This window comes from Pseudomonas sp. TE3728 (genome assembly GCF_056279145.1).
The window spans coordinates 29,266-42,891 of the sequence record NZ_JBWBQT010000001.1; the positions used below are offsets into that span (position 1 = coordinate 29,266).

12 protein-coding genes are annotated in these 13,626 nt (G+C 59.4%); 5 read left to right on the plus strand and 7 right to left on the minus strand.

The features are described 5' to 3' along the window. Window positions 1-48 precede the first annotated feature (48 nt). Genes ACZ89R_RS00160 through ACZ89R_RS00185 form a run of 6 tightly spaced genes read right to left on the minus strand, consistent with a single transcriptional unit; the run spans window position 49 to window position 6,124 of the window. A complete protein-coding gene (locus ACZ89R_RS00160; protein WP_007895414.1) occupies window positions 49-411 on the minus strand; it encodes a Na+/H+ antiporter subunit G in 363 nt (120 codons plus the stop codon). Then, on the minus strand, window positions 408-686 hold the full coding sequence (locus ACZ89R_RS00165) for a K+/H+ antiporter subunit F (RefSeq protein WP_123494180.1): 279 nt from the start codon (window positions 684-686) through the stop codon (window positions 408-410). Before ACZ89R_RS00165 ends, ACZ89R_RS00160 begins: the two co-directional genes overlap by 4 nt. Beyond that, window positions 683-1,171 (minus strand): Na+/H+ antiporter subunit E, encoded by a 489-nt coding sequence (locus tag ACZ89R_RS00170; RefSeq protein WP_429547152.1) that lies wholly within the window; start codon window positions 1,169-1,171, stop codon window positions 683-685. Before ACZ89R_RS00170 ends, ACZ89R_RS00165 begins: the two co-directional genes overlap by 4 nt. After that, window positions 1,168-2,853 carry a monovalent cation/H+ antiporter subunit D gene (locus ACZ89R_RS00175; RefSeq protein WP_429547151.1) on the minus strand — a complete coding sequence of 562 codons (1,686 nt, stop codon included), beginning with the start codon at window positions 2,851-2,853 and terminating at the stop codon, window positions 1,168-1,170. Before ACZ89R_RS00175 ends, ACZ89R_RS00170 begins: the two co-directional genes overlap by 4 nt. Then, window positions 2,850-3,194, minus strand: coding sequence for a Na+/H+ antiporter subunit C (locus tag ACZ89R_RS00180; protein ID WP_008029186.1), 345 nt, complete (start codon window positions 3,192-3,194; stop codon window positions 2,850-2,852). Before ACZ89R_RS00180 ends, ACZ89R_RS00175 begins: the two co-directional genes overlap by 4 nt. Next, window positions 3,194-6,124, minus strand: coding sequence for a monovalent cation/H+ antiporter subunit A (locus tag ACZ89R_RS00185; protein WP_429547150.1), 2,931 nt, complete (start codon window positions 6,122-6,124; stop codon window positions 3,194-3,196). Before ACZ89R_RS00185 ends, ACZ89R_RS00180 begins: the two co-directional genes overlap by 1 nt. A 577-nt stretch (window positions 6,125-6,701) precedes the next feature. Here ACZ89R_RS00185 and ACZ89R_RS00190 point away from each other — a divergent pair. After that, entirely contained in the window at window positions 6,702-7,790 is a 1,089-nt protein-coding gene (locus ACZ89R_RS00190; protein WP_429547149.1) for an acyltransferase family protein, read from the plus strand. Between the two features lie 65 nt (window positions 7,791-7,855). Here the strand turns inward: ACZ89R_RS00190 and ACZ89R_RS00195 are convergent, their stop codons facing one another. Next, on the minus strand, window positions 7,856-8,872 hold the full coding sequence (locus ACZ89R_RS00195; RefSeq protein ID WP_429547927.1) for a DMT family transporter: 1,017 nt from the start codon (window positions 8,870-8,872) through the stop codon (window positions 7,856-7,858). Between the two features lie 15 nt (window positions 8,873-8,887). On the opposite strand from ACZ89R_RS00195, the gene ACZ89R_RS00200 reads away from it, so the two are divergent. The 4 genes from ACZ89R_RS00200 to ACZ89R_RS00215 all read left to right on the plus strand — a co-directional run bounded on the left by ACZ89R_RS00200 (window position 8,888) and on the right by ACZ89R_RS00215 (window position 13,613). Further along, window positions 8,888-9,451, plus strand: coding sequence for a helix-turn-helix domain-containing protein (locus tag ACZ89R_RS00200; RefSeq protein ID WP_401171523.1), 564 nt, complete (start codon window positions 8,888-8,890; stop codon window positions 9,449-9,451). 129 nt (window positions 9,452-9,580) lie between these two features. Then, the gene (locus ACZ89R_RS00205; protein WP_429547148.1) at window positions 9,581-9,925 is read left to right on the plus strand and encodes a hypothetical protein; all 345 of its coding nucleotides are present in this window, start codon (window positions 9,581-9,583) and stop codon (window positions 9,923-9,925) included. A 158-nt stretch (window positions 9,926-10,083) separates the two neighbouring features. Further along, the gene (locus ACZ89R_RS00210) at window positions 10,084-11,511 is read left to right on the plus strand and encodes an FAD/NAD(P)-binding protein (protein ID WP_429547147.1); all 1,428 of its coding nucleotides are present in this window, start codon (window positions 10,084-10,086) and stop codon (window positions 11,509-11,511) included. Between the two features lie 392 nt (window positions 11,512-11,903). Next, window positions 11,904-13,613 carry a ShlB/FhaC/HecB family hemolysin secretion/activation protein gene (locus tag ACZ89R_RS00215; RefSeq protein WP_429547926.1) on the plus strand — a complete coding sequence of 570 codons (1,710 nt, stop codon included), beginning with the start codon at window positions 11,904-11,906 and terminating at the stop codon, window positions 13,611-13,613. Window positions 13,614-13,626: the final 13 nt, after the last annotated feature.

The following is a 13,626-nucleotide window of genomic DNA, read 5'->3' on the forward strand; positions in this document are numbered from 1 at the left end:
ATCGGCGTACGCTCTGTAGGAGCTGCCGAAGGCTGCGATCTTTTGATCTTAACTCCCGCTCTCTGTGCGCCGACTACTCACCTCCGCCGGCACATCATCCCCCGCCATGCGCTTGCGAAACAGCGCCGCCCGAGCCAGCAGCAGCGTGGTCACCGGCACGGTGATCGACAATAGAACCGGAATCAGCCAGGCATGCAGCACCGGCGCCGATTTGAGCGCCGAAAAATAAATGATCGAAGCCAATGCCACGCACCACGCGCCCAAGGTCGAGGCCAGCGCCGGTGGGTGCATGCGCTGGAAATAATCCTTCATCCGCAGCAGCCCGACCGCACCGATCAGCGTAAACAGGCTGCTCAGCACCAGCAGAATCGCCACCGCAATTTCCACCCACAGAGACAATTCAGGCCTCATTCGATCACCTCGCCACGCAGCAGGAATTTGGCCAGGGCGAACGAGCCGACGAAGCCGAACAGGGCGATCAGCAGCGCCGCCTCGAAGTAAGTGTCACTGGCATAACGAATGCCCAGCGCAAGCATCATCAGCATGGCGATGATGTACAGGTAATCCAGGGCCAGAACCCGGTCCTGGGCCGACGGGCCCTGGAACAGCCGGATCAGGGTCAGAATCATTGCCATCGAAAAGATGAACAGGCTCAGCAGGATCGCGTTCGACAGCAATGCGCTCATTCGAAGATCTCCATCAAGGGGCGCTCGTAGGTCGCCTTGAAGTGCTGGATGAATTGGCTTTCGTCATCCAGGTCGAAGACGTGCAGCAGCAGAATGCTGCGATCGAGCGCCAATTCCGACCAGACCGTGCCGGGCACCACCGTGCAGATCATCGACAGCGCCGCGAGGCCGTTGGCATCGCGCAAATCCAGCGGCACCTTGATGAACCGCGAGCGAGGCGCACGACGGCCCGCGTTGAGCACGCCCCAGGCCACGGCGAGGTTGGACACGATCACGTCGCGCCCGACCAGCAAGAACAAACGCAGGATCACCCCAGGCCGACGAATGCGGATCGGCAGCGGTCGCAGCTTGCGCATCATCAACGGCGCGCAGAACCCCAGCATGGCGCCCAGCAGTAAATTGCCGGGGCTCATTGACAGGTTCAACACCAGCCACAGCAGCCACAACGCCAGCGACAACCATGGTGCAGGAAACAGACGCTTCATGGTTGCACCTCCGACGCCGCTGCCGTGGTTTGCGGACCCGGAATCACACGGGTTTCGAGCACCGCCATCACGTATTGCTGCGGGTTGTTCAATGCATCGGCCGCCGCTTGGGTGTAGCGCAGCAGCGGTTCAGCCTTGAACGTCAGCGCAATGCTCAGCCCCAGCAGAATGACGATCGGCACGCATTCCAGGCGCCGCAGCAAGGGCGACGGCCGCTCTTGCGGGGTCCAGAAACGCTGGATGCCCAAACGCGAGAAAGCGATCAACGAGGCCAACCCGGACAAGATCAACAGGACGAGAAAACCCCACGCGCCGTTCGATACCGGTTCGTCGCTGCCATTCCCCAAACCCAACGGATTGAGCAGGGCGCTGAGCAAACTGAGTTTGCCGATAAACCCGGAAAGTGGCGGCATGCCGATGATCAGCAGGGCGCAGGCGATAAAGCTCAAACCGAGGAACGCCATGGTCCAGGGAATCACTTGGCCGACCACGGCTTTCTGTTCGTCATCGAGGTTGAAGCCTTTGGGCGGCTGCAAGGATTCGAGGGGCCGTGGCAGCAGCTCGCCGTCGTCGAACAGCGGCATTTCGTTGGCCGAACGCGAGCGCTCGATCAATTCGGCCAGCAGGAACAGCGCGCTCAAGGCCAGGGTTGAGCTGACCAGATAGAACAGCGCCGCGCCGATCAGGTTCGGCTGGGCGAAACCGATGGCCGACAACAGGATGCCTGCCGACACCAGAATGCTCAGGCTGGCCATACGCTCCAGGCGTTGCGCGGCGAGGATCGCCACGGCGGCGCAAGCGATGGTCGCCATGCCGCCGTAGATCAGCCAGTCGCCACCAAAATACGCGGATGCCCCGGCCTGCCCGGAGAACAGCAGCGTCCATAGTCGCAGCAAGGTGTAGACGCCGACCTTGGTCATGATCGCGAACATCGCCGCCACCGGAGCGCTGGCCGCTGAGTAGGCCGGCACCAGCCAGAAATTCAGGGGCCACATCCCGGCCTTGGCCAGGAACGCCACCGCCAGAATCGCCGCGCCGGCATGCAGCAAGCCGCGATCGGCCTCCGGCACCAGCGGGATTTTCAGCGCCAGGTCGGCCATGTTCAGCGTGCCAGTAACGCCGTAGATCAACGCCGCGCCGATCAAAAACAGCGACGAGGCCAGCAGATTGATCGAAATGTAATGCAGCCCCGACGACACCCGCGCCCGGCCCGAACCGTGCAGCATCAGCCCGTAAGAGGCGGCCAGCAGCACTTCGAAAAACACGAACAGGTTGAACAGGTCCGCCGTCAGGAAGGCGCCGTACAGGCCCATCAACTGAATCTGGAACAGCGCGTGGAAACTCGAGCCGGCGCCGTCCCAGCGCGCCATGGCGAATAGCAGGGCGCTGACGCCGATGATCCCGGTCAGCACCAGCATCAGCGCCGACAGACGATCGACCACCAGCACAATGCCGAACGGCACCTGCCAGTTGCCCGGCAGGTACACACCGATGGAGCCCGGCACGCCGGTGGTTTGCGTCCATTGCAGCAGCATCACGGCAATGCCCAGCCCCAGCAGGCTGGAGAACAGATTGATTTTGGCCTTTAACGGGCGGTGTTTCTCGCCCAGCATCAGCATCACCGCGGCGGTCAGCAGCGGTAGCAGAATGGGGGCTGCGATCAGGTGCGCCATCGGATTCATTCTTTAGGCTCCCGGCCATCCACATGGTCGGTGCCGGTCAGGCCCCGGGAGGCGAGCAGCACCACCAGGAACAGCGCGGTCATGGCGAAGCTGATGACGATCGCGGTCAGCACCAACGCTTGCGGCAACGGGTCGGTGTAGTGCAGCAAATCCTGAGGCACGCCATCCTTGATGTTCGGCTCCTTGCCGATGAACAGGCTGCCCATGCTGAAGATGAACAGGTTGACGCCGTAGGACAGCAGGCACAGGCCCATGACCACCTGGAATGTCCGTGGCCGCAGCACCAGCCACACGCCGGACGCGGCCAGCACGCCAATGGCGATTGCGATGACTTCTTCCATCAGATGGCGCCTTGCGTGGCAGCTGCTTTGGCCACGGGCTTGGGTTGCGCGCTGGTTTTATGACCGCGTACCGATTGGTGGGCGAGGGCGGTCAGGATCAACAGCGTCGAGCCGACCACCACGGCGTACACGCCAATGTCGAAGAACAGTGCGCTGGCGATGTGAATCTCGCCGAGCAGCGGCAATGCGAAATGCCAGGTGTGAGTGGTAAGGAATGGATACCCGGCCACCATCGCCCCGAGCCCGGTGACCGTGGCGAACAGCAGCCCGGTGCCCATCCAGCGCAGCGGCCGCAGGCTCATTTGTGCCTCGACCCACTGGGTGCCGGCGACCATGTATTGCAGGATGAACGCCACCGACATCACCAGACCGGCGACGAAACCGCCGCCCGGTTGATTGTGCCCGCGCATGAACAGGTAGACCGACACCACAAACGCAATCGGCAGCAGCAGACGCACCAGCACCGCTGGCACCATCATGAAACCGAGCGCGGTGTCGCTGGCGTGACGCGGGTTGACCAGGTCGGTGACCACGTCGGGCGCCAGCAAGCGCTGCTGGGCCGGCAGTTGCAGGCTTTCTTTCGGTGGACGGAAGCGTCGCAGCAGGGCGAACACAGCCAGGGCCACCGCCACCAGCACGGTGATTTCGCCGAGGGTGTCGAAGCCACGGAAGTCCACCAGCATCACGTTGACCACGTTGCTGCCGCCGCCTTCGGGCAGGGCGCGACTGAGGTAGAACGAGGAAATGTCGTTGGGCGTCTGGCGTGTCAGCATCGCGTAGGACAGCAGCGCCATGCCGCCACCCACCGCGATCGACAGCAGCAAGTCGCGGATACGGCGGATGCGTGCCTTGCGCAGGCTGCTCGGCAATGGTGACACCTCTTCGATTCGTCGTGGCAGCCAGCGCAGGCCGAGGAGGATCAACACCGTGGTCACCACTTCCACCGCCAATTGCGTCAGGGCCAGATCCGGCGCCGAGAACCAGACGAAGGTCACGCAGGTCATCAGGCCGCAGACGCTGACCATGGTCAGGGCCGCGAGCCGGTGATACTTGGCTTGCCACGCCGCGCCAAGGGCACAGGCAATCGCCAGCAGCCAGAGGGTCACGAACACGATCGAGCCCGGAATTTTCGGCCGGTCGCCCCAGCTCAGGCTGCTGTGCAGCATCGGGATCAACCCGGCCAGCACGGCGGCGAGCACCACCAGAAACAATTGGGTTTGCAGGCGCCGGGTGCTGATCCGCCGCTCCAGACGACGGGCCAGGCGCATCATGATCACCAGGCCGCGCTCGAACAGGCGTTTGCCGTTGAAGTGGCTGATCACCGGCGGGTGCGTGAAGCGCCCGCGCTTGAGCTGATTGCGCAACAGTAGATAGAGGATGATGCCGCAGGACATGGCGATCAGGCTCATGATCATCGGCGCGTTCCAGCCGTGCCAGATCGCCAGGCTGTACTCGGGCAGCGTGCCGCCCACCACCGGCAATGCAGCCGCCGCGAGCAACGGGCCGACCACTTGCGCCGGGAAGATCCCCACCACCAGACAGGTGAACACCAGCAACTCCACCGGCGCGCGCATCCAGCGTGGCGGCTCGTGCGGGGTGTGCGGCAGGTCGGTGGCGGTCGGGCCGAAGAACACATCGACAGTGAAGCGCAGGGAGTAGGCGACGCTGAACGTCCCGGCGATGGTCGCGACGATGGGCAGGGTCATCTCGATCCAGGCCGTCGCGTTGATGAACACCGTTTCTGCGAAGAACATCTCTTTGGACAGGAAACCGTTGAGCAGCGGTACGCCGGCCATGGAGGCACTGGCGACCATGGCCAGGGTGGCGGTGAACGGGATCAGTTTGATCAGGCCGCTGAGTTTGCGAATGTCCCGGGTGCCGCTTTCGTGGTCGATGATTCCGGCGGCCATGAACAGCGAGGCCTTGAACGTGGCGTGGTTGAGAATATGAAACACTGCGGCGACGGCGGCCAGCGGACTGTTCAGGCCCAGCAGCAACGTGATCAGGCCCAGGTGGCTGATGGTCGAGTAAGCCAGCAGGCCCTTGAGGTCGTTCTGGAACATCGCGCAGTAAGCACCGAGCAACAGCGTACAGGCCCCGGCTCCGCCGACAATGTAGAACCATTCTTCACTGCCGGACAGCGACGGCCACAGCCGTGCGAGCAGGAAGACCCCGGCCTTGACCATGGTCGCCGAGTGCAGATACGCCGAGACCGGTGTCGGCGCCGCCATGGCGTGGGGCAGCCAGAAGTGGAAGGGGAATTGCGCACTTTTGCTCAAGGCGCCGATCAGGATCAGGGGAAGCAGAATAGGGTAGAGGGCATGTGCGCGGATCAGATCGCCGGCGGCCAGGACCTTGTCCAGGTCATAGCTGCCCACCACATGCCCGAGCAGCATGACCCCCGCCAGCAAACACAAGCCACCGGCACCGGTGACCATCAATGCCATATAGGCACCACGTCGCGCATCAGCGCGGTGGTGCCAGTAGCCGATCAGCAGGAATGAAAAGAGGCTGGTCAGCTCCCAGAAAAACACGATCTGGATCAGGTTGCCGGAGATCACCAACCCCAGCATGGCGCCCATGAACGCCAGGAAAAACGCGAAGAAACGCGGCACCGGATCATCCGGCGACATGTAGTAGCGGGCGTATAGCGAAACCAGCGTGCCGATGCCCAGCACCAGCATCGAGAACAGCCAGGCGAAACCATCCATGCGCAGAACAAAGTTCAGGCCCAGGCTCGGCAGCCAGAAGAACTCTTCGCGGATCACGCCGCCATCGGCGATTTGCGGGTACAAGAGCGCGACCTGCACGGTGCCAATCAGGGCCACCAGGCCAGCCAACAGCGATTCGGTGTTACGCGCGTTGTGCGGCAGCAAGGCTGCCAGACAGCTGCCGATAAAAGGCAGAAGCAGTAGAACTATCAGAGACATAGGCTTCTAATCTGCGGAAGTTTGTGAAGCATCATACGTGCCAGCTCCCCGATCACCAAACGCCAAGCTGTCGCAGAATCCTACAAAGTAAGCGGGGAATTCCTGTTTATCATTGTTTCGAAAGGCCGGTTTTAACCGTTCGGCCCTTCGTGGTTTAGCTGCGTTCATACCATCGTGGCAGAACGCAGAACTAATGTGGGAGCGAGCCTGCTCGCGATAGCGGCGTGTCAATCAACATCAAACTCAGCGATCAGTGGCGCTTTCTTGATGATTTAATCGCACTTCGTCGTGCGCAGGCGATATCCTCGGTAGACTACTGTCTGAAAGGGGGGGCGCCCCAAGTGTATTTGGACGACACGTCAAAGGATGTTCGGGAAGGTAGGCGAGAAATACTCCGGCGAGGAGAGGTCCGCATTGGGACGAGTGGCAGATGATGTTATGATTTGCGGCCATCATGGGAAGTGGTTTTTAGGCCTCCAGGTTTTTGAATGCTGCTTTTTGGGAGACGTTTTTTTTAATAAGTACGTGTTTAGTGTTCGGAAAATTTCGAATTTAATGGGTGTTGGGGCGGGAATGAATGCAGCATAAAGACAATAATTTAAATTTGTTACGACTTGTAGCCGCGCTAATGGTTCTTTATGCGCACTCCTTTGCATTTTATGGTAACGCGCCGACTAGTTTTCTCGGGCTCGCCTCTTATGGTGGGTTGGGTATCGCTATATTCTTTGTCATTAGTGGTTATTTAATTGTAAAAAGTTGGGATTTTGATCCGTCTCCCATGAGCTTTATAATAAAAAGATCGCTGAGAATTTTTCCAGCGTTGATTGTTGTTGTGTTGATTAGCATGTTTTTGCTGGGGCCTGTTTTCTCCACGCTGGAAATAAAAGAGTATTTTGGGCATTCGAATTTTTTGACCTATTTTAACAATATAGTCTTGAAGCCTGTGTTCTATTTGCCAGGCGTACTGGAGCATTCAAGGATTCCGAGTGCGGTTAATGGATCACTCTGGAGTCTACCTGTCGAATTCTTTATGTACTTGGTAGTGATGGGCCTTGGTTTGCTCTTCAAGGGGCGGAGGCTGATCTACGCTGCTGCCACAGGGATTTTCGTTCTGGCAGTAGTATTCTGGTGCTGGAGGGATGCCCCTTTAATCGTAGTGCACGGTACTGATGTCCGGAGTATTTTTCTCACAGGTATCTATTTTATGATAGGTGCCTGTTATGCAAAATTTGGTTTGGAGCGTTGGTTCAGCCTCTCGGGTGTAGCTGTACTTCTTATGGCGACGATTTTGTTGGCGCCCTATGCAAGCGTTTCGAAGTTTCTAATGTGGATCACCTTGCCTTACATCGTGTTGGCTTACGGTCTGTCTCGGAGTTGGTTGGGGAGTTGGGTTAATAAAGTCGGCGATTGTTCCTATGGTGTTTATATTTATGCTTTTCCGGTACAGCAGTTTGTATTGCTTCAGTATCCGGGCATCGCTTACCCGACCTACCTTTTTGTCACTGTATTGATTTCGTTGGTTCTGGGTTACTGTTCTTGGCATTTGATTGAAAAACAATTTTTGAAGCACAAACCAAAGAGTCAAGGTCGAATGCTCGCAAACCAATTTGAGAAGAGCGAGGAATCTGCGTCTGTGGCGGGTGAAGATCTGAAGTCCATTAGTTAGAAAACTGATGTGTCGTGAACGTCATGGCGAAAGGAGAGTTGTTTATAATCCGTCGATTGAGATTTTCATTTATCTGAATCGACGGGCTCGCTCTCCAACTCATCCTCAATCGTCTCACGATCCTTACCCGTGGTCTTCAACTCACTGACAATCACCGCCGCGACAATCAACCCCGCGCCAACCAACGCAATCGCCGGCAACCGCTCCCCGGCGATCCGCCCGACTATCCCGGCCCACACCGGTTCCCCGGCATAGATCAACGTCGCCCGCGTCGGCGAAACACTCTTCTGCGCCCAGTTCATCGCCACCTGAATCGCCGCACTCGCCGCGCCCAGGCCCAATGCGCTGCACAACAGCAACCAGGTGAACCCCGGAATCACTTCCTGAGTCGGCACCACCATCAGAAACGCCAGCACCGAAGTCACCGCCAGTTGCACCACCGTCACCCGGCGCACGTCGACCTGACCGGCATAGGTGCTGATCAGAATGATCTCCGCTGCAATCGCCACGGCGCTGATCAATGTGGCGATTTCACCAGGGCTGAAATTGAACGAAGCGCCGGACGGCCCCGACAACAGCATCAACCCGGTAAAGGCCAGCATGATCCCGATACTCGGCATCAACCCCGGCCGCCGACCCAGTACCAGCCATTGCAGCAACGGCACGAACGGCACATACAGGGCGGTAATAAATGCCGACTGACTGCTGGGAATGCTCTGCAAGCCCACGGTCTGCAAGCCGTAACCGAGCATGATCGCCACGCCGATAAACGCCCCGGCCTTGAGTTCGAACAGGGTCAGTTCGCGCAGATGACGCCAGGAGAACAGCGCCACGATGCTCGCCGCCGCAGCAAAACGCAGACCGACGAAAAACATCGGCCCGCTGACGGTCATTGCATGCTGCACCAGCAAAAAGGTCCCGCCCCAGACCATGGTGATCAGCACCAACACGCACTCAGCTTTGCTGAACCGTGAGAAGCGGGAGGAAGCAGGGGAGGAGTTCATCGACGTCATGACCTTGCGCGCTACCTGAGGGAGACGCACAATGCGCCGGAAGTTGGGCAGTATACTGCGCAACACCATCAAGTGAGCAATATAGTGCACAAAGATTCCACCCAACGGGCGTCGGTCCTCCAGCACGTCAGCCAGAACGTCCGACGTCTGCGCCATGCCGCCGACATGAGCCAGAGCGCCCTGGCTGAAAAATCCGGTGTCAGTCGCCGCATGCTGGTGGCCATCGAGGCCGGCGAGAAGAACGTCAGCCTGACCACCCTCGACCGCGTGGCCGAAGCGCTGGACGTTGCCTTCAGCGACTTGATCCAGGCCCCTGAAGCCCGCGACCCGAGCCGCATCAATGAACTGGCCTGGGCCGGCACGATCCCTGGCAGTAAAGCGGTGTTGCTGGCCAAAGCTACCGCCACTCGTGAAGTGGAACTCTGGGAATGGCGCCTTGAGCCAGGCGAGCATTACCCCTCGGAGCCGGATGCCGATGGCTATAGCGAACAGATTTATGTGTTTGAAGGCTGCCTGACCCTGATGCTCGGCAACGAGCCGCAGAAAATCGCGGCCGGTGAGTTCTTTATGTTTGCCAGTAATCAGCCGCATTCCTATCGCAATGAGGGGGACGTGGCGGCGCGCTTTGTGCGTAATGTGGTGATTTGATCGGTGCCGATTCTGTCGCGTAAAACACGTATATACCTGTTGCTTCTCACAGTAGACGATGAGCCTCGGATCCAACAATGATGAGTGCGCCGGCGAATGGCGGCCCACTCCTTAACATCGGATTCAGACATGTCTATCAATCACAAAAAGCCGTCAGAGCTTTTACCTGCACCCGTACTACCAGTGGCCTACGGCGACAATGTCTTTCTCGAAGATGTCATTGCCGGTGCCCGGGTCGATATTGAATTGAACCGGAACGTCTATCCGGGCACGCAGGTGACCCTTGAATACAAGGTTGGCAACACTCCCAATAGATTAGTGATTCCCCTTCAAGAGGGACGAGCATCATTCTTGATTCCTGCTTGCGCATTTATTAACAGTCTGTGGGTGGGGGGAATGCAGATGCGGTATTGGGTCGACGATCCATTCCATAAAAGCGAAGTGCTCGATTTGGGCGTATCGATGCGTTGGTGAGACAGGCCAGGCTGTTGGCGGGGCAACAGTGGAACATCTTGCATTTTTTAGTTGATGTGTTTTCTTCTACGCTGGGCTGTCCGGCAGCGCCGATGAGTGACTGCATGGGGCGATATGCCCAATGTCTATTCAGGTAAACATTGACCAGTGAGAACGGCATGACTGACACCCCAAGCGGACAGGCGACCAAACCCATCCGCCACGCGGATATCCTGATCATCGGTGGTGGCCTGAGCGGGACGATGCTGGCGGCGCAGTTGTTGCGTTTGCCGGGCAAGCGTCAGGCGCTGGTGATCGAGCCCCGCGCCGAACTCGGTCGGGGCGAGGCCTATAGCGCGGTCGAACTGGGGCATACGCTTAACGGCAACGCGGCGCGCATGAGTGTCGATCCCGACAACGCTGATGATTTGACCCAATGGCTCACCGAACATATCGCGGCGGGTGGATGGCCGGAGTCGGATCAGCAACATGTGCCAGTCAGTGAATTGTTCCCGCCGCGTGGGCTGTTTGGGGTCTATGTGCAGCAGCGTCTGGCCGAAGCGCAGGCAGTGGGTGAGCGCCACGGTTCGGCCGTCGAACATGTGCGTGCCGAAGTGGTGGACCTGCAAACCCGGGACGATTCAGTGCAATTGACCTTGAGTAATGGGCAATGCTTGCAAGGCGCCTATGCGGTACTGGCCACCGGTATGTTCCCCGCCGCACGCACGCCGCAGACCGAATCCAGCGGCCTGAACGCCGCCGCCCTCGACCCGTGGGACGTGGTCTCCATGCGGCAGCTCGATCCACAATCCACGGTGCTGATCATCGGTTCCGGGCTAACCATGGTCGATGCCGTGGTGTCGCTGGAGCAGGCCGGGCATCGCGGGCCGATCGAGGTGTTTTCCCGGCATGGGCTGTTGCCTCACGTGCGTAGGCAGCCGCCGGCCTGGGCGGATTTTTTGGCCGAGGATCACAGCATTCGCACACCGCGTCAGCTGATGCGTGAACTGCGTCGGCATTGCCGCGACGCCATCGCCCAAGGCATCGACTGGCAAGCGCCACTCGACACCGTGCGAGCGCACATCGGGCGGTTGTGGAGTCAGGCGACGGACGTGCAACGCCGGCAATTCGTGCGCCATGTGCGGCCGTGGTGGGAGAGTCATCACCATCGCTCGCCGCCGTTGAGTGCCGAGTTGGTGGCGCGGCTGCACGGGGAAGGGCGGTTGCGGATTCAGGCTGCATCGTTCAAAGGGTTGGAGCCTTCGTTGAGTGGTGGGGTGAGTATCCGCATCCGTCGCCGTGGCGAGGCCGAAACCTGCGTGGTGCACGGCGCGGCACTGATCAATTCCAGCGGCATCGAATACGACTGGCGGCGAGTGGCGCGGCCATTGCCGCAGCAGCTGTTGGCGCGCGGGCTGGTGCGGCCGGGGCCATTGGCGTTGGGCATTGCCGCCACGTATGACGGCGCGGTGTCAGGCGCTGATGGGCAGGTCGCCAGCCGTTTGTTCGCCATGGGCCCGCCGCTGCGCGGCATGTGGTGGGAGAGCACGGCAGTGACCGACGTGGCGAGCCAGGCCAAGTCTCTTGCGGCGCGATTGGTGGTTTGACCGAAAGTTGGAGGGGGTCTTTTCGGGCCCTTCGCGAGCAGGCCAGTACAGTCACTACAACGCTCAGACCACTAAACAAGCATTGTTTAAACGGCACTCTTTTCCACGTCGACCCCGAGGTCGATAACGCAATCCTGCTGGCCGCAACCCAACGGGGGCAAGCCTCTCGCTGCTGTATCGAGCCCGCCGCGTGGTTCAGTTGGTCTGACTTAATTTCCTTGTCGGCTGAATTTTTCAAAATGTGTGGGGTCTGTTTACCGTCCGTGATGGCTGGCGTCATTTAGCCAGTATTTCTGGCATCAATTTCAGGGTGACCACGACCCTTCCCCTGCGGGCATCAATGTACGCCCTCAGCACTTATGACATGGAGCGTTATGCTTATCTCCCCACGGATGTGGCCGGTGCTGTGCGCGCTATTGCTTGGCTTGGGTACACAGAGCAGCGCCGATGGCGCCAGCCTGCCAACGCCGGGCGACCAGGAGCTGATCCGCGATCGCCAGAACCGCCTGATTGAAGAACAGCAGCGTCGACTGGAAGAACTCAAGGAACTGCCGGGCAAGCCAACATTGCCCGCAACACCGGCCGCCCCGGTGGATACACGTTGCTTTCCTATCAAAGACATCGAACTCAAGGGCGCCGACAGTCTGTCCGCTGCTGACCGCGAGCGCTTGCTCAAGCCTTATATCGGTCAATGCCTGGGTGTCTCGCAACTCAACGAATTGCTCAAGGTCATCACCGACCATTACATCGCCAAGGGCATGATCACCAGCCGCGCTTACTTGCCGCAGCAAGACCTCTCCAGCGGCCACTTAAGTGTGTTTGTAGTCGAGGGCAAACTTGAGGGTTTGAAGGGCGCTGACGACAGCCATATTTCCGATCGGGAACTGTCCATGACCTTCCCCGGTAAAACGGGCGAATTGCTCAATCTTCGTGAAATAGAACAACTGGTGGATCAGTTGAACCGCTTGCCCTCCAATCAGGCGCAAATGGAACTGACCCCCGGCGTTCAGGTCGGCGGCAGTAGCGTGCTGGTCAAGAACAACCCACAGAAGCCTTGGCGTGCCAGCCTGTCGCGTAACAACGACGGTCAGAAAAGCACCGGTGAACAGCAGTGGGGAGCAGGCCTGGAGTGGGACAGCCCGCTGGGGCTGGCCGACCAGTTGATGTTGCACGGCGGCCATGACGCGGTGAGCGATCACCAGAAAACCTCGAAAAACGCCATGCTCTATTACAACGTGCCTTGGGGCTGGTGGAACTTCAGTTATACCTACAGCCAGAGCGAGTACCGCTCCCAGGCCCAAGGCAATGGTTTCAACTTCAGCCAGAGCGGCGACAGCGAGAATCATCAATTTCGCGCCGAGCGCCTCGTCCATCGCGATGCGGTGAGCAAAACGTCGATCAATGCCGGCTTCGCCCATCTGCGCACTAACAACTACATCGAAGATAGCCGCCTGGATAACAGCAGCCAGCGTATTACCGAAGCCCAGTTGGGTATCAACCACGGCCGGCGTATTGGCCAGTCGTTCGTCAACCTGGACCTGGGTATGCAGCAGGGCATAGGCGCGCTGGATGCACAAGGCAACGACCAGCGTCGTGATGATGCCGGCAATCTTACCGCCAACGCTCGCTATCGAAAGTACACCGCCACGGCCAGTTACCTGTTGCCGTTCAACTGGCTGGGCGAGTCCTTCACGTTCAGCAGCCTCGCCACGGGCCAGCGCAGCGAAGACGTGTTGTTCAGCCCGCAACGCATCAGCCTGGGTGGCAGCTCATCGGTACGTGGCTATAAAGACCAGTTTTTATCCGGGGACAGCGGCGGCTACTGGCGCAACGAATTGCGCTGGACCCGCCCGGTGACGGTCGATTGGCTGCGCCCGGCACTGAGCGAGTACGGCACCAGTGTCGGCTATGACCAAGGCGTGATCAGCAATGACCGATACAACAGCGAAGTGCATGGCCGAATGTCCGGCAACTCTCTGGAACTCTTCGCCCGTGGCAAGTACCTCGCCACTCGCGTGACGTTCGCCCACTCACTGGAACGCCCCACCGTGCTCACCGAGCGCGAGGCGCCGATCTACTTCCAGGTCGACCTGTTTCTTTAATTCATTTGTTATC